Genomic DNA, 21,531 nt, shown 5'->3' on the forward strand with positions numbered 1-21,531 from the left:
TGCGCCCCGTAATCTTGCCCGAAATATCCCGGGGCGCGCGGGGTGCATCGCCCCTCGACCAATGGGTGCCGCGCCTTCGGCGCGAGGGGCAACGCCCCCGCTCTTGGGTGCCGCGCCTTCGGCGCGAGGGGCAACGCCCCCGCTCTTGCGTGCCGCGCCTTCGGCGCGAGGGGCAGCGCCCCCCGCTCTTGCGTGCTGCGCCTTCGGTGCGAGGGGCATCGCCCCTCGGTTCGCGCCAGCGCGCGAAGGCCTTCGGCGAGAGTATTTGTGGAATAATGAAAGCAGGGGCGCCCCGATCCGCTCTTCATTGTGCCCCAAACTCCGGGGAGGCATGTCAGTTGCCGCGCCTTTGGCGCGAGGGGGCTGGCCCCTCACTCCTCCGCCCGCACCAGGCGCTAGCGTACGAGGACCATCTTGCCCTCGGCGATCCGCACCTCGGAGAACCGCTGCAGGTAGGACATGCCCAGGAGCGAGGTCTGCATCTCGCCGCCGTTGACCCAGGCGCGGAAATTCCGGTCGCCGAACGGGCCGATGCTGTCGAGCCGCACCGGCGCGGTGGCGATCTGGCCGTTGGCGGTGTTGGCGCGGTCGTAGAAGTTCAGGTCCTCGGGGTGCAGCCCGACCCGGGCGGCATCGGCCTGGGTCAGCACCACGGTCGAGGCGCCGGTATCCACCATGAAGGGGATCGGCACGCCGTTCACGTCGAGCGTCAGGTGGTAGTGCCCGTCATAGCCGCGCGGCACCTCGATACTGTCGCCGGTCACGACCGACGAGGCGGCCTGCGGCTGCACGGTGGTGCGAATGTCCTCCCACATGCCGATGGCCGCGACGACCCCGACGAAGATCAGCCCCCAGGCGGCGGCCTGTTGCAGCATCCGCCCGATCCGCGAGCGGCCCTGCAGCAGGAGCCAGCCCACCAGCGCCGCGCCCAGGATCAGAAGGTAGGTCAGTTGGCCCATGTCCATGGACGACATGTCGAATTCCCCCGTGCTCTCACCCGGTCATATGGGGCGCGGGACCCCGCATGTCACGAGGCGATGCCGAAATTGCGAAGACCCTCGAGAACGAACTGTACCGAGAGCGCGGCCAGAAGCATGCCCAGCAGGCGCGTCACCACGTTGATGCCGGTCGCGCCAAGTGCGCGTTCCAGGAGGCCCGAAGCGAGGAACAGCGCCAGCGCGACGCCGATCACCGTCGCCGCCACGCCCAGGGTCGCGGCAAGGCCGACGAGGCCGGGGTTCTGCCCGGCCAGCAGGATGACCGAGGCGATGGCGCCCGGCCCGGCGATCAGCGGTATGGCGATGGGAAAGACCGACGGATCGGGATGGGCGCCCTCGTCACTCGCCTGGTCCTCGCGCCGCTGCTGGCGCCGTTCGAACAGCATGTCGAGCGCGGTGAGGAACAGCAGGATGCCGCCGGCGATGCGGAAGGCGGACATCGAGATGCCGACAAAGCCGAGAAGGGCCTCTCCGAAAAGCGCGAAGGCGGCGAGCACCGCGAGCGAGATGGCACAGGCGCGCAGGGCCACGGCGCGACGATGCGCGTGGCTGGCGCCCTGGGTCAGCGCGACGAAAAGCGGCGTCAGGCCGATCGGGTCGATCACGACGAAGAGCGTCACGAAGGCGGTGATGTAGAAATCGAGTGTCATCGGTGGTGAAAGTGACCGGGTCGGCGGCAAGAGGCAAGGGCGGATGGGGCGTCCGCCGGGTGTTTCGGATCGCTGCGCGATCCGACCGGCGGGCGGCGGCTGCGCCGCCGCCCGGATGAGCGGGGCGGTGTGTGCAAGGGTCTGGTTTCGGATCGCGTTGCGATCCGACCCGGGCGGGGGGCTGCGCCCCCCGCGCCCCCGCCCTGGAAGGCCTGGGAGCCGGTGAGAGTGATGGGAGGCTTGGGCAACGCGCGGTTGGAAATGCGCGTGATAGGCGCCGGGTATCTCCCGCGTTGTCTGGCCTTGATTGTTGGCAGTTGATGGTCCGGGGAGCCTCTCATCTGGTGCCGCGCCTGACGGCGAGGTGTGGCGCATGTGCCGAGAAGCGGTTCACGGGCAGCTGTGCCCCTGAACACGCCTCATTGATCGTGGGGCGAGTCGCTCGCGCCGCAAGGACGCCTCGCGCCGCGAAGCGGTGGCCCGCAGGCGGGCCATCCTTGACCCGCGGCCGACTCGCGGGGCCAAGGCGTGCCGGCAGGTACTTGGAGGTTTTTGGCAGAGGGACACGCGGGCTGCGCCGGCCGTGGCGCAGAGAGCAGAGCGCGCGGCCGACGCCCGATCTGATCGCTGTCGCCGTGGGCCACGGTGACTGCGCCGCCCCGGGTCCGGGACGATCGCGGGGCCCTCCGAGAGGTTCCGGCTCAGGCTTCGGCCGTTTCCAGTTTTTCCAGCGCGGCCATCCAGAGTGCCTCGGCGCGGTCCAGCGCCTCCATCACTTCGGCGTACTTGCGGTTCCAGACCTCAAGCTCGCCGACCTTGTCGTCCTCGTAAAGGCCCGGATCGGCCAGCTTGGAGGCCAGCTTGTCGCGCATCTCGTTCAGCTTGCCGACGCGTTCCTCGCATTTGCGCACGTCCTGGCGCAGGGCCAGGACCGCCTCGCGCGAGGGTCTGGCGCGCTTGGGCGGAGCCGGCTTGTCAGCCTGCCTGGACGGTTTTTCCGCCGAGAGCAGCATCTTGCGATAAGCGTCGAGATCGTCGTCATAGGGCGTGACGCCGCCGTTCGACACCAGCCACAGCCGGTCGGCCACCAGCCCCAGCAGGTGCATGTCGTGGCTGACCAGGATCACCGCGCCGGAATAGGCGGTCAGCGCCTCGACCAGCGCCTCGCGGCTTTCGATGTCGAGGTGGTTGGTCGGCTCGTCGAGGATCAAGAGGTGCGGCGCGTCCAGCGTCGCCAGCAGCAGTGAGAGCCGCGCCTTCTGCCCGCCCGAGAGGCGCCCGACGGCGGTCTCGACCTGCTCGGCCATCAACCCGAACCCGGCAAGCCGCGCGCGCAGCTTGGCGGGCGGCGTGTCGGGGCGTTCGCGTTGCAGGTGCTGCAGGGGCGTCTCGTCGATGTGCAGCTCGTCCACCTGGTGCTGGGCGAAGAAGCCGATCCGCAGCTTGGTCGAGCGGTGGATCCGCCCCTCCATCAGCGTCAGCCGGTCGCTGAGCAGCTTGGCGAGGGTCGACTTGCCCTGGCCGTTGCGGCCCAAGAGCGCGATGCGGTCGTCCTGGTCGATCCGCAGATCGAGCTTTTGCAGCACCGCGCGGCCGTCGTAGCCGACCACACCGCCCTCGACCCGGATGATCGGGGGCGACAGCTCTTCGGGCTCGGGGAAGGTAAAGACGCGGCGGGCCACCTGTTCGGGGGTGGCGATGGGCTGCATCTTTTCGATCATCTTGAGGCGCGACTGGGCCTGCTTGGCCTTGGAGGCTTTGGCGCGGAAGCGGTCGACGAAACTTTGCAGATGCGCCGTCCGCTCGGCCTGCTTGCGGGCGGCCGCGACCAGCTGCGCGGCGCGCTCGGCCCGTTGGCGGGCGAACTGGTCGTAGGGGCCCTGGTAGAAGGTCAGCTTGCGGTCGTCGAGATGCAGGATGCTGCCGACGGCGCGGTTCAGAAGGCCGCGGTCGTGGCTGATGATGATGACCGTATGCGGGTAACGCGCGAGATAGCTTTCCAGCCACAGCGCGCCTTCGAGGTCGAGGTAGTTGGTCGGCTCGTCCAGCAGCAGCAGGTCGGGCTGGGCAAAGAGCACACCGGCCAGCGCCACGCGCATCCGCCAGCCGCCGGAAAACGCTGAACAGGGTTCATGCTGCTGCCCCTCGTCAAAGCCGAGGCCCTTGAGGATCGAGCTCGCACGCCCCTCGGCCGACCAGGCGTCGATATCGGCCAGCCGCGTCTGGATATCGGCGATGCGGGTGGCATCGGTGGCGGTCTCGGCCTCGGCCAGCAGCGCGGCCCGCTCGGTGTCGGCGGCCAGCACGGTGTCCAGCAGCGAGACATCGGACGACGGCACCTCTTGCGCGACGCCGCCCACGCGGGCGCGGCTGGGCAGTTCGATCTTGCCGCCGTCCAGGTGCAGCTCGCCCCGGATCAGCTTGAACAGCGTGGTCTTGCCCGCGCCGTTGCGACCCACGAGCCCGACCTTGTGGCCCGTGGGAATGGTTGCACTGGCGCCCTCGAACAAAGGGCGGCCCTCGATGGAATAAGAGATGTCGTCGATCCGCAGCATGGCGCCGCAGTACCAGAGGGTTCGGCGACACGCCAGAGCGCATGTTGACCCCGTCCGCCCGGCATGCCACACACGTCGCGATTTAAAAGGGGAACAATTCCAATGGTTTACAAATTTTCGACGCTGGCCTTGGCCGGCCCTGTTCTTGCGGGCTGCGAAATGGCCCAGATCACCCAGCCCGTCGTGGACGTGACGCGCAAGCCCGCACTGGCGCCAGAACGTGTCACCGGCCTGTCGGATACTGTTCTGCGCAGCTTTGTCGTCGAGGCGGATACTCGCAAAGAACTGTCGGGGGTGCCCTGCACGATCGACTCGGGCGAGTTCACGGCCAAGATCACGACGCCGGTGCAAATGCGCCTGCCGCGCGTCGCCGGGCGGCCGTCGCAGGCCGTGGTGACCTGCCAGTACAGCGATCAGACCGACCGCGTGGTCGCGGCGCCGACGCTTGACGGGGTCGTGGTGGCCGGCGCCTCGCCGGTGGGGCTGATCCTTGGCGCGGTGACCGCCGGCATGGCGATCGAAAAGGACGAATGGGCCTACCCGGCCTATATCGAGGCGACCTTCAAGCCGATTGAAACCGAAGAGTGACAGGTTTCAAGGCCGATCGGCCGGCACGCTCCGGGGCTTTCCAAACGCCGCGGCGCGTGCTAACCGGCGCCTCGATCGGGGCCGCGGTACGCGGTCCCTCCCGACATTTTCAGTAGGAGACGCCCCAATGGCTACCGAACGCACGCTGTCCATCATCAAGCCCGACGCCACCCGCCGCAACCTGACCGGCAAGATCAACGCCAAGTTCGAAGAGGCCGGCCTGCGCATCATCGCGCAGAAGCGGATCCAGCTGACCATGGACCAGGCCGGCAAGTTCTACGAAGTCCACAAGGAGCGTCCCTTCTACGGTGAGCTCTGCGAATTCATGGCCTCGGCCCCGGTCGTCGTGCAGGTCCTGGAAGGCGAGAACGCCATTTCCAAGAACCGCGAAGTGATGGGCGCCACCAACCCGGCCGACGCCGCTGCCGGCACCATCCGCGCCGAGTTCGCGGAATCGGTCGGCGAGAACTCGGTCCACGGCTCGGACGCGCCGGAAACGGCTGCCGTCGAGATCGCTTACTTCTTCTCGGGCCTCGAGCTGGTCGGCTAAGCGCCGCCGCCTTCGGGCAGAGACAGGGCCGCGCATTTCGGGGCGCGGCCTTTTTCGTGGCTCGGCCTGGAGTTCACGGCCCGGCAATGAAGATTAATTCACAAGTATTAATCCTTTTTGATGCAAGTACTTGTGGCCGCTTCTTCGCGTTAAACTCGAAGGAATGTCAGCCTGCCGGTCGCACGCCGATCTCGTCGAGAAACTTCTCGATCCCCGTGGGCCTGTCGGGCGCGGCGCCGGATTTCAGGGCATCGAACCGCAGGCGCAGCGCGGCCTTCTCCTCGACCGTGGCGTCGGTCCAGGGGCGGCCCTGCAGCCCGAGCACCAGCGCATAATAGCCGATGAAATGCGGCCGCGTGCCGGCGGCCAGCAGCTTGGCATAGGCGGCATCGGCGCCCAGGGCACGGACATCCTCGGCGCTGTGCATGCCGGCGCGGGCGAACCCCGCCTCGGATTTCGGCCCGAGGTTGGGGATCGAGGAGACCGGCGTCATCGCGCGCCGCGCCGCAGCAGCGCGTCGATCTCGGCCCCCGGGGCGGCCCGGTCGAAGCCCGAGAAATCGCCAAGCTCCAGCAGCGGCCGGGCGGCGTCGAGGATCGCCTGGTGCGTCACCCGCGCCAACTGCGAGCCCAGCGACACGCGGGCCGCGCCAAGCGCGCTCAGGTCCGCCAAATTCATGCGCTTGTAGACGCCGATGGCCAGCACGTTCACCGGTTTCGGCAGGGCGCAGATGCGGCGCATCACCTCGACATCGCCGGGCATCGGCGCGTAAAGCACGTCGGCCCCGGCCTCGGCGAAGGCCGCGAGACGCCGCAGCGCCTCTTCGGCATCGTAGCCGCCCATCAGCGCACCATCGGCCCGGGCGCAAAGCACGAAATCGCCGGGCAATGCGCGGGCAGCGGCCGAGGAAGCGCGGATACGCTCGACCGACAGGTCGAAATCGTAGGCCGAGTGTCCCGGCAGCGCCGTGTCCTCGATGCAGATACCGGCAAGGCCGATCTCGGCCGAGAGGCTCACGGTCTCGGCGCAGGTCTCGGGCGCCTCGCCGAATCCGTTCTCGAAATCGCCCTGGACGGGCAGGGGCGTCGCGGCCACGAGGTCCTGCGCATGGGCCAACGCCTCGTCGCGGGTCACCCCGCCGCCATCGGGCCGCCCGAGGGTGAAGGCATGGGCGGCGGAGGAGGTCGCCAGCGCCTCGGCCCCCAGCGCGGCGAGCATCCGGGCCGATCCCACGTCCCAGGCGTTGGCCAGGATGAAGGGCGCACCGGGGCGGTGCAGGGCGCGGAAGGTCATGCGGCTTCGCGTTTGAGCCGCGCGGCAAAGCGCAGCATCCGGCCGAAGGATTCGGCAAAGACATCGTCGGCCACGGTCATGGCGACGCGGATATGGTCCGTCGCGGCGGGCCCGAAACTCGATCCTGGCATCACGGCGATCAACTCCTCCCTGAGCAACCGTTCGGCGAAGACTTCGCCGCTGACGCCAGTCTGGCGCACGTCGAGCATGATGTACATGGCCCCGTCGGGCGGCAGGGCGCGCACGGCCGACTGCTGGGCCAGCAACGCGACCGCCGTCTCGCGGCGGCGCAGGAAGGGGGCGGCGACCTCGTCCTCGAAGGGTTCGCCCTGGTCCAGGGCGAACAGCGCCGCCTCCTGGATATAGGCCGGGATTCCGTAGGTCATGGGCACCGACAGGTCGGCGAGGGCCGCGACGGCCTCCTCCGGCCCGATCACCCAGCCGACGCGCGATCCGGTCATGGCGTGGCTCTTCGACATCGACCCCACGACCAGCGTGCGTTCGGCCATGCCCGGCAGGGCGCGGGGGCTGAGATGCTGCCCGGCCCAGATCTGCGTGTCGTAGACCTCGTCCGAGATCAGCCAGAGGTCATGGTCGCGGCAGACCTGCGCGATTCCCTCGACTGTCTCGCGCGAATAGACCGCGCCGGTGGGGTTGTTGGGCGAGTTGACCAGCAGCGCCCGGGCGCCGGGGGCGGCTGCGGCCAGGTCCTCGGCCCGCGGCTGAAAGGCATCCTCGGCCCGGGCGCGCACCGCGCGGGGCCGCGCGGCCGTGGCGCGGATCGACCCGGGATAAGTGGTGTAATGCGGCTCGACCATCAGCACATCGTCGCCCGGGTCCGCGACGGCGGTGATGGCGGAGAACAGCGCGCCCTGGCCGCCCGGTGTCACAACGACGTTCTCGGGCCCCGTCGGCACGCCGGTGCGCGCCTGCACCCGGTCGGCGATGGCGGCGCGCAGGTCCACTTCGCCGGCGACGGTGGCATAGCCGGTCTGTCCTTCGTGCGCCGCCGCGCTCATGGCGCGGATCACCTCGGGCGCGGTGCCGATGTCATGTTCGCCGATCGTCAGTTCGACCACCGGCTTGCCCGCCGCGACCATCTCGCGGGCCATGTAGAACAGCCCCCAGCCGTCGGATGCGCCCTCGTTGATACCGGTGATACGTTGCGACAGTTGCATGAAGCATCCTTTGTTGGGTCCGTGGGGGGATCGGGCGCCCGGTCAGGACGCGCGTGGCGGCAGCGCGGCCTGCGCCTTTCTGGTCAATCCGCCCCGGATCGTGTCGTACGAGAGCTCGAGCCTGTGGCGCAGCCCGTCTTTATCGGCCAGCTCCCAGGGGATCAGTACCCAGGAGCGGTGGAAATACGGCGCCTTTACAGCGACCCCGGCCTCGATCAGCATCTCGGCCGTTTCGATGTCCGGCGTCTTGACGCTGACGCCAAGGTCCTTTGACCCCACGCAGGCGAACATCTTGCCGCCCACCTTCCAGGCATCGTGGCCATCGCCCCAGGGGTCGCTGACCTCGGCCCCCGGCAGGCGGGCGCATATGCGGTTGACGATGGCGCGGGTCATATGGCCACCTTGGGACGAACCGGTCGGAGGAGGCAAGCCGCATGCGCCGTGTCGCGCTCTTGAGGGGCATCAATGTGGGCGGTGCCAAAAAAATCCCCATGGCCGCGCTGAAAGAGGCGGCGGTCAATCTCGGCTGGCGCAACGTGCAAAGTTACATCGCATCGGGCAACCTGGTGTTCGAGGCCGATGGCGACGGGCTGGCCGAAGCGCTCGAGGTGGCGATTGCCCACCGCTTCGGGTTCGATGTCCCCGTGCTGGTGCTGGAGGCTGCCGAGATGCGGGCGGCGCGGGACGATTGCCCTTTTGCGCCGGCCGACGATCGGCACGTCCACGCGGCGTTCCTGTTCGCCGATGCGGCGCCGGACATGGACCTTTTCGACAAGTGGAAGGCGCCTGGCGACGGCTTTGCCCAGCAGGGCCGAGTCGCCTGGCTGCATTGTCCCGGTGGCTTCGGTCGGTCGAAACTGGCCGAGCGGTTCGAAAAGCTCGCCGGCGCGCCGCTGACCGCCCGCAACCTCGCCACCGTAGGCAAGCTGAACGACATGCTGGACGCGGCCGGGGCGGAGTGATATTCCACCGCTCATGGAACGTTTCGGCATCATCATCTGCTGCATTACCTGCTGACTACGTCGGGTCCTCCCGACGAAATAGGTCGGGTAGCACCGGCCATCTGGCGGGCCGGTCCTCTTTACTTTCCAACATGAGTGAGCCACAGCCCGCCGCAAGGGATTTGCGCGCGAAGGAAGGGCTCATGGTCGAGATCAGGCTGCACAACACGAAGACCCGCCGGAAGGAGGTCTTTACCCCCATCGACCCCGAGAACGTGCGCATGTATGTCTGCGGCCCCACGGTCTATGACCGCGCCCATATCGGCAATGCGCGGCCCGTTCTGGTCTTTGACGTGCTCTACCGGCTGCTGCGCCATGTCTACGGGGCGGATCACGTGACCTACGTGCGCAACTTCACCGACGTGGACGACAAGATCAACGCGCGGGCGGCCGAGAGCGGGCGGACGATTGCCGAGATTACCGCCGAGACGACGCAATGGTACCTGGACGACATGGGCGCGCTGGGGGCGTTGGAGCCCACCGTAATGCCGCGCGCGACGGCCTATATCCCGCAGATGGTGCGGATGATCGAGGGGCTGATCCATCTGGGGCATGCCTACGAGGCGGATGGCCACGTGCTCTTCGCGGTCGAAAGCTATGCGCGATATGGCGCGCTGTCGGGCCGGTCTGTGGATGACATGATCGCAGGCGCCCGGGTCGAGGTCGCGCCCTACAAGAAGAACCCGATGGATTTCGTGCTGTGGAAGCCGTCTTCGGATGACCTGCCGGGCTGGGATTCGCCCTGGGGCCGGGGGCGTCCAGGCTGGCACATCGAATGCTCGGCCATGGCCTACGAGCTGCTGGGCGAAAGCTTCGACATCCATGGCGGCGGCAACGACCTGATGTTCCCGCACCACGAGAACGAGATCGCGCAAAGCTGCTGCGCGCATCCCGAGGGCGGCTTCGCCAAGGTCTGGATGCACAACGAGATGCTGCAGGTCGAGGGGAAGAAGATGTCCAAGTCGTTGGGCAACTTTTTTACGGTCCGGGATCTGTTGGAGGGCCACGACGGCGCGCCTGGCGTGCCGGGCGAAGTGATCCGGTATGTGTTTCTCTCGACGCATTACCGCAAGCCGATGGATTGGACGGCGGAGAAGGCGGCGCAAGCCACCCAAACGCTGAAAGAATGGTTCCGGTTGACCGATGGAGTGGAGCCAGACTCCAAGGGCGCAATGACAATCGTGCCTGACTTGTCGAATGACCTGAATCTGCCGAACGTCCTACAGAAGATGATCCATTTCGCGCATCACGGTCAGGCCTGCGAACTGAAGTGGGCGTTGGACTTTCTTGGGTTCACTCCTTCGTCTGATTGGTGGCACGAGGGAAAACTCGAGGAACAAACCGACTACGGTTTTTCACATGTTTCCTGGACAGGAACGATGTCTCCTGAGATCGTTGATAAGCTGAGCGCTTTGGCGCGTCGATTGGTCGAAGTGCGCTGGAATGCGATGGAATCTAAGGATTTCAGTGAGGTAGACGCAATCAAACACTTTCTGGGCCAGGCCGGCGTTCAAGTGCGCATGTCCAAGACAGGTGTAGAAGTGACGCCGGGCGACGACTTTGATTCCAGCAAGCTGGAGGGCTCGGCGTGACCTCGTGTGATTGTCCCGCCCGGCTGAAGGCCGGGCAGCCCCCGGCCGCCCCCCCGGGCGGGGGCTTCACCCCCACCCGCGGCCGGGGACTGCCCTTCGCGCCTTGTAATCGACCCTCGGCTCAATCGAACATGGAATGTCACAGATGACCAAGGACCGCCTCTACATCTACGACACCACGCTGCGCGACGGGCAACAGACCCAGGGCGTGCAATTTTCGACCCCCGAAAAGGTCCAGATCGCGGAAATGCTCGACGAGCTCGGCGTCGATTACGTCGAGGGCGGGTGGCCCGGCGCCAACCCCACCGACAGCGAGTTCTTCGAGCTGAAACCCAAGACGCGCGCGACCTTCACCGCCTTCGGCATGACCAAGCGCGCCGGCCGCTCGGCCGAGAATGACGACGTGCTGGCGGCGGTCATGAACGCCGAGACCCCGGCCGTCTGCCTTGTCGGCAAGACCCATGACTTCCACGTCACCACCGCGCTTGGCATCACGTTGGACGAGAATGTCGAGAACATCCGCCGCTCGGTCGAGTACATGGCCGCGCAGGGGCGCGAGCCGCTCTTCGACGCCGAACACTTCTTTGACGGCTGGAAAGCCAACCGTGATTACGCGCTGGAGTGCATCCGCGCGGCCTATGACGCCGGCGCCCGCTGGATCGTGCTCTGCGACACCAACGGCGGCACCCTGCCGACCGAGATCGCGACGATCACCCGCGACGTGATCGCCGCCGGCATCCCCGGCGACCACCTCGGCATCCACACCCATAACGACACCGAGAACGCGGTGGCCGGCAGCCTTGCCGCCGTGGAGGCGGGCGCGCGGCAGATCCAGGGCACGCTGAACGGGCTGGGCGAGCGCTGCGGCAACGCGAACCTCACCACGCTGATCCCGACGCTGGTGCTGAAAGAACCCTACCGCAGCCAGTTCGAGACCGGCATCACCGAAGACTCGCTGTCGGACCTGACCCAGGTCAGCCGCCGCCTTGACGACATCCTGAACCGGGTGCCGATGCGGCAGGCGCCCTACGTGGGCAGTTCGGCCTTTGCCCACAAGGCGGGGCTGCACGCCAGCGCGATCCTCAAGGACCCGACGACCTACGAACACATCGACCCGGGGCTGGTCGGCAACCGCCGCGTGATCCCCATGTCGAACCAGGCCGGCCAGTCCAACCTGCGCCGCCGTCTGGCCGACGCGGGCCTGTCGGTCGAACCGGGCGATCCGGCGCTCGGCCGCATCCTCGACGTGGTCAAGCAGCGCGAGAGCGAGGGCTATTCCTATGACACCGCCCAGGCCAGTTTCGAGCTGCTGGCGCGGCGTGAACTCGGTTCATTCGTGCCCTTCTTCGACGTCGAACGCTACCGCGTCACGGTCGAGCGGCGCCAGAACGCGCTGGGGCAGCGGGTGACGGTCTCCGAGGCCGTGGTGGTCGTGAACATCGGCTCCGAACGCTTCCTGTCGGTGTCGGAAAGCCATGACGGCGCGGGCGAGGATCGCGGCCCGGTCAATGCGCTGTCGAAGGCGCTGGCCAAGGACCTCGGGCCCTACCAGGCGATCATCGACGACATCCAGCTGGTCGACTTCAAGGTGCGCATCACCCAGGGCGGGACCGAGGCGGTCACGCGGGTCATCATCGACAGCCAGGACAGCTCGGGCCGTCGCTGGGCGACCGTGGGCGTCAGCCCGAACATCGTGGATGCCTCCTTCGAGGCGCTGCTGGACGCGATCAACTGGAAACTGGTGCGCGAAGGGGCCAGGCAGACGGCATGAGCTTTTCCGCGCAAGTCGGCATTTTCGTTCTGATTTCTCTGGGGGTGACCTTCGCGGTGGCCCTGGGGCTCATCGCCTCGCAGCGCCCCGGCCCGCTGCCCGAAAGCCAGGACGGTCTCGCCTTCGACCGCCTGCTGAACCGCGTTCAAGGATCTGCCGAAGGGCTGGAGCGGACCACCTACGGCACCCCGCCCATGCCGCTGACCGTGGCGGGGCGCGGGGCCGACAAGCCGATCCTGGTGCTGGTCCATGGCTCGGGCTGGGACGGCACACAGTTCGATGGCCTCGCGGCACGGCTGGCCGACGCGGCAGAGGTGCGCGTGCCGACCCTGCGCGGCCACGGGCCCGGCCCCGAACGGCGCGGAGACGTCGACTACATCGGCCAGCTCGAGGATGACCTTGCCGCGCTGGTGTCGGACGCCGGGGACCGCGACGTGGTCTTCGTCGGGCACAGCTCGGGCGGCGGGCTGGTGGTACGCATGGCGGGCGGCCGGCATGGGCAGAGGATGGACGCGGCGGTGCTGCTCGCGCCGTTCCTCAAGTACAATGCGCCGGTGACGCGAGCCAATTCCGGCGGCTGGGCGCATCCGTTGACGCGCCGCATCATCGGGCTCTCGATCCTCAACGCCTTCCGCATCCATCTGCTCGACCGGCTGACCGTGATCCAGTTCGCCATGCCGCGCCGCGTGCTGGACGGGCCGATGGGCGGTCATGCCACGACCGCCTATTCCTGGCGGCTCAACACCTCCTTCGCGCCGCGCGGCGATTACCTGTCGGACGTGGCCGCGCTGCCGCCCTTCGTGCTGGTCGCGGGGGCCGAGGACGAGGCCTTCGTGGCCGAGGGGTATGAACCCTTGCTGACGCAAGCGACGACCAAGGGCCGCTACCAAGTGCTGCCGGGCGTCGGCCATCTCGACCTGGTTGACGCACCGCAGACGGAAACCTTGATTCGCGAGGTGCTGCATGGACTCTGATCTGTCGGCCTGCGCCGCACTGGTCGAACGGGGCGACCCGGAGCGGTTCCTGACCATCATGGCGGCCCCGGCCTCGGCCCGCGCGGTGCTGTTCCCGATCCACGCCTTCAACCTAGAGGTCGCCCGCGCGCCCTGGGTCACGAAAGAGCCGATGATCGCCCAGATGCGCCTGCAATGGTGGCGCGACGCGCTGGACGAGATCGCCTCGGGCGGGATGGTCCGGCGGCACGAGGTAGTCCTGCCGCTGGCGCAGGTGCTGGATGCCGAGGGCGCGCGGGTGCTTGACGCGCTGGTGGCCGCGCGCGCTGCGGACCTGGAGCGCGCGCCCTTCGAGGATGCGGAGGGCCTCTGGGCCTATCTCGACGCGACGTCCGGAGGGTTGCTCTGGGCGGCCGCCCGGGCGCTTGGGCCCGCGGACGAAGCGACCGTTCGGGCCGCGGGCCAGGCGCTTGGCTTGGCCAACTGGTTCCGCGCCGTGCCCGGGCTGGTCGCCGCGGCGAAACTCCCGCTGCCCGATGGCCGGCCCGAGGCGATCGCCGCGCTGGCCCGCGAGGGTCTCGCGCGGCTGGCCAGGGCGCGGGCTGCGCGGGCCAAGGTGTCGACCCCCTCCGGGGCCGCATTGTTGGCCGTGGGGCAGGGCGCCTGGATCCTGCGCCAGGTCGCGGCAGACCCGTCGCGGGTTGCCGAGGGCGCGCTCGACCGCAGCCCGGCGGGGTTGCGCGCGGGGTTGATGTGGCGCGCGGCCACGGGGCGCTGGTGACGGCGGTGACCTGCGTGAGGGGCCAGCCCCTCACACTCCCCGGCATATTTGCGGAAAGATGAAGGGGGAAGAGGCGCGTCCCTGCTTTCACTTTTCCTCAAATACTCCCGCCGGAGGCCCCGCGCCGCAGGCGCGTTCCGTTAGGACATTGGGCCGGGTTAGGCGGCCGCACCTCGTGGCTCTCATGCAGATCCGCAAAGAGCCGGCCAACCGGGCTGGAAGGGCTCAGGCTGTACCGCGATCGGCCGGGCGTAGCGCCAGCCAGATCAGCGCGCCGCCCGCCAGCACGAGGAAGGGGGCCATGGCCATGTTGACCGCGGTCCAGCCTGCCTGTGCCGTGCCGCCCGAGCAGTTCATCAGCCCGCCCGAAGACAGCGAGGCGAAGGTGACGCCGCCGAAGACGATGAGGTCGTTCATGCCCTGGACCATGCCGCGTTCCTCGGCCGAATGGGACGAGGCGAGCATGGTCGTGGCGCCGATGAAGCCGAAGTTCCAGCCGATGCCCAGCAGGATCAGCGCGATGAAGAAGTTCTCGAGCTCAACCCCTTGGAGGGCCACCACGCCGGCCGCGGCGAGGATGGCGAGGCCGGTGGCCACGATGGTGCGCACACCGAAGCGGGCGATCAGGTGGCCGGTAAAGAAGCTGGGGATATACATGGCCAGAACATGGGCCGAGACGATGTCGGCCGCGCGCGCCTGTTCGAAGCCGCAGCCCACGACGGCCAGCGGGGTCGAGGTCATCACGAGGTTCATCAGCGCGTAGGAGACCATGGCGCAGATGATCGCGACCGCGATGCCGGGGGTCTTCAGCAGCTCGAGCCGCGTGCGGCCGCGCGGGCTGTCCGGCGACGGGGCCGGGGGCTTGGGGATGTCGAGAAACAGGAAAAGCAGCGCACCCAGCACGTTCACCGCGATGACGGTCAGGTAGGTGCCCATGAAGGGGACGACGAAGGCTTGCGCGGTGGCCTTGGTCAACTGCGGCCCCAGCAGCGCCGACAAGAGCCCGCCCGCCATGACATAGGAAATTGCCTTGGGCCGGAACGACTCGGACGCGGTGTCGGCGGCGGCAAAACGGTAGAACCCCTGCGCCGACATGTAGAGCCCGGTAAAGAAGGACCCCAGCAGGAATACCGGGAAGGACGCGATGTAGAGGCCGTAAGCGCCGATGATTCCGCCCAGCGTCCCGCCCAGCGTGCCCAGCCAGAACCCGGCGCGGCGGCCGTGTTTCTGCATGAAGGACGACAGCGGCGTGGCCGAGAGCATCGAGCCGAGCACGATCAGCGAGATCGGCAGCGTCGCCCAGCAGGGGTTCGGCGCCAGCGACTGCCCCGCGAGGCCACCGATGGTGAAGATCATCGGCATCTGGCTGCCAAGGATCGCCTGGGCCAGGACCAGGACGGTGACGTTGCGGCGGGCTGTGGTATCTGTCGTGCTCATGGCGCAAAGCGATAGGCGGGCGGCGCGTCCGGCGCAAGGGGCAGATATGCATGCACTCGCATATGTGCGCGGATGCGGGGCTTTACAGGGCGCGCGGGCCGTGGTCTCTCGGGCCCATGGTGGGACGGATCATCGAAAGCGACGCCTGCGTGGCCGAGGGGGCGGAATGGCTCTGCCGGGCCGAGCCGCGCTTTGCCCAGGTGTTGGCGCAGACCGGCCCCTGGCCGCTCAGGCGCAAGCCCGATGGCTTTGCCGAGCTTCTGTCGGCCATCGTCAGCCAGCAGGTCAGCACCGCCTCGGCCCGGGCCATCTGGGGGCGGATGGAGGCGGCAGGGCTGACCACCGAGGCGGCCGTGCACGCGGCCGATGAGGACGCCCTGCGCGCCGTGGGCCTCAGCCGGCAGAAGATCCGCTATGCCGGCGCCCTCGCCGATGCACGGCTCGATTACCGTGCCTTGCGCGAAATGCCGACCGACGATGTGATCGCAGCACTCGTTGCCGTGCCCGGGATCGGCCAGTGGACAGCCGAGATCTACGCCATGTTCAGCCTCGGCCGTGCGGATGTCTTCGCGCCGGGCGATCTTGCGTTGCAGGAATCGGCCAGGGTGCTCTTTGGTCTCGAGACACGGCCGAAGCCGGCCGCGCTGCGCCAGATGGCGCAGGGGTGGAGCCCCTGGCGCTCGGTTGCGGCCCGCGCGCTCTGGGCCTACTACAGAGTGGCAAAGGACAGGGAAGGGATCCTATGACTCGCGTATTGCAGGCCGGGCGCCGCGCGCCCCAATCCGGAAGCACCCGTTCGGCCGTCGTCTTCCTGCATGGCTACGGCGCCAACGGGGCCGACCTGCTAAGCCTCGCCGACCCGCTGGCCGAGCACCTGCCCGACACGCTTTTCGTGGCGCCCGATGCGCCCGAAAGCTGCGCCGGCGCGCCCTTCGGCTTCCAGTGGTTCCCGATCCCCTGGATCGACGGCTCCTCGCAGGAAGCGGCCGCGTCGGGCATGGCCGCGGCGATGCAGGACCTCAACGCCTTTCTCGACGCGCTGATGGTGGACGAGGACCTGCTGCCCGAACAAGTCGCGCTGTTCGGCTTCAGCCAGGGCACGATGATGTCGCTGCACGTGGCGCCGCGTCGCGAGGACCCGCTGGCCGGGATCGTCGCCTTCTCGGGCCGGCTGCTCGAGCCGGACCTCTTGAAGGACGAGGTGGTCAGCCGGATGCCCGTGCTGCTGGTCCATGGCGATCAGGACGACGTGGTGCCGGTGCAATCGCTGCCAGAGGCGGCCGAGGCGCTGCAGGACGCGGGCTTCACCGAGGTCTTTGCGCATGTGCAGAAGGGCACGGCCCATGGCATCGCGCCGGACGGGCTGGGCGTGGCGCTCGCCTTCCTGCGCGACAAGGTCGGGTTCTGAGCCGGGGCACCCCTCAGCCGTGGGCCCAGAGCCCGCGTTTGGCGAACTCGACCGAGTTGCCGGCCGGGTCGCGGACGTAGAGCGACCGCGCCCCGTTCGGCCAGTCGAACTCCGTGTCCACCGGCACCCCGGCGGCCTCGAACAACGCGCGCCAGTCGGCGATCTCGTCGCGGGTCGCGGCAAAGCAGACGTGACCCGGCCCCCGGGCGCCATGTGGCGGGACCGGCATGTCCGGGTTCCCCGGCGGTGCCTGCGTGGCCTCGGGGTTGAAAAGCAGCAGCATTCCATCGCCGACGCGATAGAAGACATGGCGGCCGGGGACCTCGACCGCCGTCTCCAGCCCCATCAATCCGCCGTAAAAGGCCCGGGCGGCCTCGAGGTCGTCGAGATAGAGCGCGGTTTCGAGGACGAACTGCGGTGGATGCGGCATGAACATGTCTCCTTTCGCCGGGTTGCCCGCCAGACAGGCAGATGTCGCACGGCTGATACGTGGATCGGCTATCCGGGTTACATCACCCATATCACGGGGCTTGTCAGCATTCGAACCCGAGATATAGTAATTGGTAGCTGGGGCGGGGCACCCCGCTCTGGTGTCACTCAAGGCAGTCAGGGCGGAGGACGACTCGCGCAATGGACGGCAATTTCAGGACGGCATTCACCCGCGAACCGGCGGCGTTGAAGCAACATCCGGCACTGGTGCTGAATGCCGATTACAGACCCCTCAGTTACTACCCGCTTTCGCTCTGGCCGTGGCAGGAGGCGATCAAGGCCGTCTGGCTCGACCGGGTGGACATCGTGGCCGAATACGACCAGGTCGTGCGCAGCCCGCGAATGTCGATCCGGATCCCCTCGGTGGTGGTGCTGAAAGACTATGTCAAACCCAGGAAGCGCGTGGCCTTCACGCGCTTCAATCTTTTTCTGAGGGACGGTTTTTCCTGCCAGTACTGCGGCAGCCACGGAGAGCTCACCTTCGACCACGTGGTGCCCCGCGCGGCGGGGGGCGTCACCAGCTGGGAAAACGTGGTCGCGGCCTGCGCGCCATGTAACCTGCGCAAGGGCTCCAAGTCGCTGCGCCGGGCCGGCATGGCGCTGCGCAAGCCGCCGCGCCGCCCCTCGGCCGAAGAGCTGCGCAACATCGGCCGGCGCTTTCCGCCCGGCCACCTGCACGAAAGCTGGATGGACTTCCTTTACTGGGACACCGAGCTCGAGGCCTGAGGCTCACCACACGTCCGGGTCGATCCCCTGAGCCTCGAGCCGGGCGAACTTGTCCTGCAGGAAGCGCTGGAAGGGCTGGTCGCGAAAGGCGCCGCTGGCCACGTATTCGAGGCCCGAGAGGTGGTGGAATGGCTTGAAGTAGCCGGGCATCCGGAACGCCTCGGCCGCGCGCAGGTCCGCCGCCCCGGCATGGGCCGCGGGCACCAGCACCTGCGTCGGCGTGAAGTTGACGAACCACTTGCGCGCCAGCGCCCGTTCCTCCAGCGCCTCGCCGTCGAAATCCAGCACCTCGCGCGCGCCCCACATGTCGAGCTGGAGCACGTTGAACTGCGCGGTCATGTAATCGGTGATCTCGGCCCGTTCGAAGTTCACCGCGTGCAGCTCGCGGCAATAGGGGCAGCCGCGCTGTTCGAACAGCACGATGAGCCCCTTGCCCTCGGCCGCCGCCTCCTCGAGGTCGGCCCCGAGTTCCAGGAAGCTGTCGAGGAAGAAGGGCTGGTCATGCAGCCCGTCGTCCCCCAGCACGGGACCGGCAGAGGCGGGCCCTGCCACCAGGGCCGCCCCGGCGAGGGCAGTGAAATCGCGTCGGTTCATGGCGTCTCCTCCTCGGGGCAGGATACCATGGCCGGCGCAGATCGCGAAGCGACGCTTGCGTGAAACGCAAAAGGCACCGCCGGGGCGGTGCCTTGTCGTGGTCGCGGGGAAAGGGGCCTTACTGGTTGCCGCCGCCCTGCTGCTGGTTCTTGACCGACAGCGGGTCGTCCTGGCGCTGGACCGAGCCCTCGAAATGGGCGCCGCTCTCGATCGCGATGGTCTTGTGGATGATGTCGCCCTCGACCCGGGCGGTCGCGGTCAGGCGCACCTTGAGGCCACGCACGCGGCCGACGATGCGGCCATGCACGACCACGTCATCGGCGGTCACTTCGCCCTTGATCGTCGCGGTTTCGCCGATGGTCAGCAGGTGCGCGCGGATGTCGCCTTCGACCGTGCCTTCGACCTGGATGTCGCCGGCGGTCTTGATGTTGCCGGTGATGTTCAGGTCCGCCGACAGGACCGAGGCCGGCGGCTTGGGCTTGGGCGCGGATGCCTTGAAATCGCCCGGCTTGGGGGCCGGAGGGGTCGACGCGCCGGCTGCCGGTGCAGAGGAGTCGGTGCTTGACCCATCGGCGGGCTTGTTGCCAGGTTCGTTGATCTTGCTCTTAGAAAACATCGTTTGCCGCCTTGATGTAGATCATAGGATTAACGGCCTGACCGCCCACCCGCACTTCGTAATGCAGATGGGTCCCGGTAGACCGGCCGGAATTCCCCATATCACCGATCCGGTCCCCGCGCGAGACCTTTTGCCCGACGTTAACCCGAATCTTGGAAAGATGTGCATAGCGCGTCTCGATGCCGAACTCGTGCTGGATCTTGATCAGACGGCCGTAGCCCGACAGCCAGTCGGCATGGACCACCACGCCATCGGCGGTGGCATAGATCGGCGTGCCATGGGGCGCCGCGAAATCGGTGCCCTGGTGCATCCGGCCCCAGCGACGGCCGAAGCCCGAGGTATAGCGGAACGGGTCCTTGAGCGGGCTGGCAAAGGGCGCCTTCTGCGCGGCGATCCGGTAGAGGTTCAGCTGGTCCAACCCCTCGAGGATGCGGTTGGCGCGCTGGGTGTCGAGGCTGGGCTCGTCCCCCTGCGTGGAAAAGCTGAGCGGCATGAGCGGGCCGCCCGAGCCGGAATAGCCCTTGCGCACCTGGTTCAGCAGCTGGTCGGTGTCCATGCCGGCGCTGCGGAACATCTTGTCGAGCGGCTTGACCGAGATGGTCATCGCCTCTTCGAGCTGGCGGAAGATCTCGTCGTTCTTCTCTTCCATCAGGCGGATGTCATAGGCCATCTTGTCGGCCTGGATCAGCGCCTCCTGGGCGTCGGCCACGACCTGGTCACGCTCGGCCGCGGTCTCGGCCAGGGCCTCGCTGAGGAAGGCCATTGCCTCGTCGGGCGCGTCGCTGCCGGCGAGGCGGGTCGCGCCGCCTTCTCCCTCGAGCGACTGCTCGAGCGCGGCCAGCTCCTCGCGGACGGCCTGGCGTTCCTTCATCGTCTTGCGCAGCGTGGCCTGGATCACCTCGATCCCGGTCTCCAGCTCGCGCCGCCGGGTCTCCGAGGTCAGCAGCTCGCTTTGCATCGTCGAGACCTGGCTCAGGGCGGCGTTGAACCGCTCCTGCGCCGCCACCGCTTCGTTCGCGCGCTCGTCCCGTTCCGAAGACAGCAGGTTCAGCCGTTCCTGGTAAGTGATCTGGTCGCGCCGGGCCTGTTCGCGGAAGTTGCCCGCGCCGATCGAGTCCATGATCAGGATCGCGGTCGCGACGATCGTCCAGGCCACCAGCACCGAGGCCCCGGCAAAGGCCGTGAGCTGCGTCAGCGGCCGCAGACGGATGAACCGCGTGTCGCTGTCCGATCTGAGGAAAACCCGGCGTTCCGGGAAAAAACGCTCAAGCAGAGCATGCGTCTTGATGGCAAGGCGTGTCCGCACGTGATGCCGTCCTTCGATTGTCCCAACTCAGCAAAGGCCCCTACATCCCCGACGGGTCACCTTTTCTTCAGCCGATTTCTTAATTGGACTGGAAACTTGAGGCAATACACACGGCCACGGCGAATCGGCTTTCGGCCGGGTGGTGCGCAAAAGCGGCAGGTTTCTGCCGATACGCCGGGAAAACTAGGGAAAAATACGCCTCCGTGGGGTGCGGCGCGGTCCAAATGCCCGTTACGCGGTGCCTTGGGCGTCGGTCAGCGGCCAGTAGAAATCGGGCGGCAGGCCGGCCTCGGCGCGCTTTTCCTCGTTGAAGGGCGGCTTCAGGGCGCCGTGGAAATAGTGGCGGACCAGCCGATGGAACGCCTCCTTGGGGTCTTCCTCGTGGCGCCCGCACAGGAAGTGGAACCATTTCGATCCATAGGCGACATGGCCGACTTCCTCGGCGTAGATCGTTTCCAGCGCGTCGACGGCCTGGGTCACGCCGGCCTTGCGGAACAGCGCGATCATGCCGGGCGTCACGTCCAGCCCCCGCGCCTCGAGCACCATGGGCACCACCGCGAGGCGGCCCATGAAATCGTCCACGGTGTCCTCGGCCGCGCGCCACATGCCGGCATGGGCGGGCAGGGCGCCGTAATGGCTGCCCAGCTCTTCCAGGCAGTCGCAGACCAGGTTGAAATGCCTGGATTCCTCTGCCGCCGATTTCACCCAGTCGTCGTAGAAGCCCATCGGCATGGGCACATGGGCAAAGCGCGGGATGATGTCCCAGTGCAGGTCCACCGCGTTCAGCTCGATATGCGCGACCGCATGGAGCAGGGCGATGCGCCCCGCCGGGCTGCCGGGCTTGCGCTTGGGCACGTCGCGCGGGTCCCTGAGTTCGGGCTGCGCGGGGCGCGACGGCCGCAGCGGCGGGTCGGCCCGTCCCACAGGGATCGGATCGCCCGCAGCGCGCGCGGCGAACCACGCCTCGGCGTGGCGTTTGCTGAGCGCGGTCTTTTCGCGCCCATCGGCGGTGGTCAGCACCTCCACCGCCATTTCGGCGAGGGTC

23 protein-coding genes are annotated in these 21,531 nt (G+C 67.9%); 10 read left to right on the forward strand and 13 right to left on the reverse strand.

Annotation, left to right across the window (positions count from 1 at the left end; translation table 11 throughout):
* Window positions 1–395 precede the first annotated feature (395 nt).
* From MF270_RS12540 to MF270_RS12550, 3 genes are all read right to left on the reverse strand, one after another.
* On the reverse strand, window positions 396–974 hold the full coding sequence (locus MF270_RS12540; RefSeq protein WP_238366233.1) for a retropepsin-like aspartic protease family protein: 579 nt from the start codon (window positions 972–974) through the stop codon (window positions 396–398).
* A 53-nt stretch (window positions 975–1,027) separates the two neighbouring features.
* Window positions 1,028–1,648 carry a MarC family protein gene (locus tag MF270_RS12545; RefSeq protein WP_238366234.1) on the reverse strand — a complete coding sequence of 207 codons (621 nt, stop codon included), beginning with the start codon at window positions 1,646–1,648 and terminating at the stop codon, window positions 1,028–1,030.
* 701 nt (window positions 1,649–2,349) lie between these two features.
* On the reverse strand, window positions 2,350–4,203 hold the full coding sequence (locus MF270_RS12550) for an ABC-F family ATP-binding cassette domain-containing protein (protein WP_238366235.1): 1,854 nt from the start codon (window positions 4,201–4,203) through the stop codon (window positions 2,350–2,352).
* A gap of 102 nt (window positions 4,204–4,305) precedes the next feature.
* Between MF270_RS12550 and MF270_RS12555 the strand changes: the two genes are divergently transcribed.
* Window positions 4,306–4,791, forward strand: a complete 486-nt coding sequence (locus tag MF270_RS12555; protein ID WP_238366236.1) for a hypothetical protein — start codon at window positions 4,306–4,308, stop codon at window positions 4,789–4,791.
* A 127-nt stretch (window positions 4,792–4,918) separates the two neighbouring features.
* A complete protein-coding gene (gene ndk, locus MF270_RS12560; protein WP_238366237.1) occupies window positions 4,919–5,341 on the forward strand; it encodes a nucleoside-diphosphate kinase in 423 nt (140 codons plus the stop codon).
* 166 nt (window positions 5,342–5,507) lie between these two features.
* Here the strand turns inward: ndk and MF270_RS12565 are convergent, their stop codons facing one another.
* From MF270_RS12565 to MF270_RS12580, 4 genes are read right to left on the reverse strand one after another with little or no spacing between them, the layout of a single operon-like run.
* Window positions 5,508–5,834, reverse strand: a complete 327-nt coding sequence (locus MF270_RS12565) for a TfoX/Sxy family DNA transformation protein (RefSeq protein WP_238366238.1) — start codon at window positions 5,832–5,834, stop codon at window positions 5,508–5,510.
* Window positions 5,831–6,634 (reverse strand): isocitrate lyase/PEP mutase family protein, encoded by an 804-nt coding sequence (locus MF270_RS12570; protein ID WP_238366239.1) that lies wholly within the window; start codon window positions 6,632–6,634, stop codon window positions 5,831–5,833. The genes MF270_RS12565 and MF270_RS12570 overlap by 4 nt, the downstream gene beginning before the upstream one ends.
* Entirely contained in the window at window positions 6,631–7,812 is a 1,182-nt protein-coding gene (locus tag MF270_RS12575; protein WP_238366240.1) for a pyridoxal phosphate-dependent aminotransferase, read from the reverse strand. Before MF270_RS12575 ends, MF270_RS12570 begins: the two co-directional genes overlap by 4 nt.
* 42 nt (window positions 7,813–7,854) lie before the next feature.
* Window positions 7,855–8,205, reverse strand: coding sequence for an MmcQ/YjbR family DNA-binding protein (locus MF270_RS12580; RefSeq protein ID WP_238366241.1), 351 nt, complete (start codon window positions 8,203–8,205; stop codon window positions 7,855–7,857).
* A gap of 41 nt (window positions 8,206–8,246) precedes the next feature.
* On the opposite strand from MF270_RS12580, the gene MF270_RS12585 reads away from it, so the two are divergent.
* The 5 genes from MF270_RS12585 to MF270_RS12605 all read left to right on the forward strand — a co-directional run bounded on the left by MF270_RS12585 (window position 8,247) and on the right by MF270_RS12605 (window position 13,910).
* Window positions 8,247–8,774: a DUF1697 domain-containing protein gene (locus MF270_RS12585; protein ID WP_272490741.1), complete on the forward strand. Its 528-nt coding sequence runs from the start codon at window positions 8,247–8,249 to the stop codon at window positions 8,772–8,774.
* A gap of 182 nt (window positions 8,775–8,956) precedes the next feature.
* On the forward strand, window positions 8,957–10,405 hold the full coding sequence (cysS, locus tag MF270_RS12590) for a cysteine--tRNA ligase (RefSeq protein ID WP_238366243.1): 1,449 nt from the start codon (window positions 8,957–8,959) through the stop codon (window positions 10,403–10,405).
* Window positions 10,406–10,550: 145 nt separating this feature from the next.
* On the forward strand, window positions 10,551–12,176 hold the full coding sequence (cimA, locus tag MF270_RS12595; RefSeq protein WP_238366244.1) for a citramalate synthase: 1,626 nt from the start codon (window positions 10,551–10,553) through the stop codon (window positions 12,174–12,176).
* The gene (locus MF270_RS12600) at window positions 12,173–13,150 is read left to right on the forward strand and encodes an alpha/beta fold hydrolase (RefSeq protein WP_238366245.1); all 978 of its coding nucleotides are present in this window, start codon (window positions 12,173–12,175) and stop codon (window positions 13,148–13,150) included. The genes cimA and MF270_RS12600 overlap by 4 nt, the downstream gene beginning before the upstream one ends.
* Entirely contained in the window at window positions 13,140–13,910 is a 771-nt protein-coding gene (locus tag MF270_RS12605; protein WP_238366246.1) for a squalene/phytoene synthase family protein, read from the forward strand. Before MF270_RS12600 ends, MF270_RS12605 begins: the two co-directional genes overlap by 11 nt.
* Before the next feature lie 225 nt (window positions 13,911–14,135).
* On the opposite strand, the gene MF270_RS12610 is transcribed toward MF270_RS12605, so the two are convergent.
* Window positions 14,136–15,347 carry an MFS transporter gene (locus MF270_RS12610; RefSeq protein ID WP_238366247.1) on the reverse strand — a complete coding sequence of 404 codons (1,212 nt, stop codon included), beginning with the start codon at window positions 15,345–15,347 and terminating at the stop codon, window positions 14,136–14,138.
* A 116-nt stretch (window positions 15,348–15,463) separates the two neighbouring features.
* Between MF270_RS12610 and MF270_RS12615 the strand changes: the two genes are divergently transcribed.
* Together MF270_RS12615 and MF270_RS12620 are read left to right on the forward strand one after the other, a co-directional pair.
* Complete coding sequence (locus MF270_RS12615) at window positions 15,464–16,093, forward strand: DNA-3-methyladenine glycosylase family protein (protein ID WP_238366248.1); 630 nt, start codon at window positions 15,464–15,466, stop codon at window positions 16,091–16,093.
* On the forward strand, window positions 16,090–16,755 hold the full coding sequence (locus MF270_RS12620) for an alpha/beta hydrolase (RefSeq protein WP_238366249.1): 666 nt from the start codon (window positions 16,090–16,092) through the stop codon (window positions 16,753–16,755). The genes MF270_RS12615 and MF270_RS12620 overlap by 4 nt, the downstream gene beginning before the upstream one ends.
* A 13-nt stretch (window positions 16,756–16,768) precedes the next feature.
* On the opposite strand, the gene MF270_RS12625 is transcribed toward MF270_RS12620, so the two are convergent.
* A complete protein-coding gene (locus tag MF270_RS12625) occupies window positions 16,769–17,185 on the reverse strand; it encodes a VOC family protein (protein ID WP_238366250.1) in 417 nt (138 codons plus the stop codon).
* A 200-nt stretch (window positions 17,186–17,385) separates the two neighbouring features.
* On the opposite strand from MF270_RS12625, the gene MF270_RS12630 reads away from it, so the two are divergent.
* Complete coding sequence (locus tag MF270_RS12630) at window positions 17,386–17,970, forward strand: HNH endonuclease (protein WP_238366251.1); 585 nt, start codon at window positions 17,386–17,388, stop codon at window positions 17,968–17,970.
* A 3-nt stretch (window positions 17,971–17,973) separates the two neighbouring features.
* Here the strand turns inward: MF270_RS12630 and MF270_RS12635 are convergent, their stop codons facing one another.
* The 4 genes from MF270_RS12635 to MF270_RS12650 form a co-directional block, all read right to left on the reverse strand.
* Window positions 17,974–18,564 (reverse strand): thioredoxin family protein, encoded by a 591-nt coding sequence (locus MF270_RS12635; RefSeq protein ID WP_238366252.1) that lies wholly within the window; start codon window positions 18,562–18,564, stop codon window positions 17,974–17,976.
* A gap of 118 nt (window positions 18,565–18,682) precedes the next feature.
* Window positions 18,683–19,180 (reverse strand): bactofilin family protein, encoded by a 498-nt coding sequence (locus tag MF270_RS12640; protein WP_238366253.1) that lies wholly within the window; start codon window positions 19,178–19,180, stop codon window positions 18,683–18,685.
* Window positions 19,170–20,486, reverse strand: a complete 1,317-nt coding sequence (locus MF270_RS12645) for a DUF5930 domain-containing protein (protein ID WP_238366254.1) — start codon at window positions 20,484–20,486, stop codon at window positions 19,170–19,172. Before MF270_RS12645 ends, MF270_RS12640 begins: the two co-directional genes overlap by 11 nt.
* Window positions 20,487–20,717: 231 nt before the next feature.
* Window positions 20,718–21,518 (reverse strand): ferritin-like domain-containing protein, encoded by an 801-nt coding sequence (locus tag MF270_RS12650; RefSeq protein ID WP_238366273.1) that lies wholly within the window; start codon window positions 21,516–21,518, stop codon window positions 20,718–20,720.
* Between the last annotated feature and the right edge of the window lie 13 nt (window positions 21,519–21,531).

It is taken from the genome of Mesobacterium pallidum (assembly GCF_019966535.1).
GTDB classification, from domain to species: domain Bacteria; phylum Pseudomonadota; class Alphaproteobacteria; order Rhodobacterales; family Rhodobacteraceae; genus Mesobacterium; species Mesobacterium pallidum.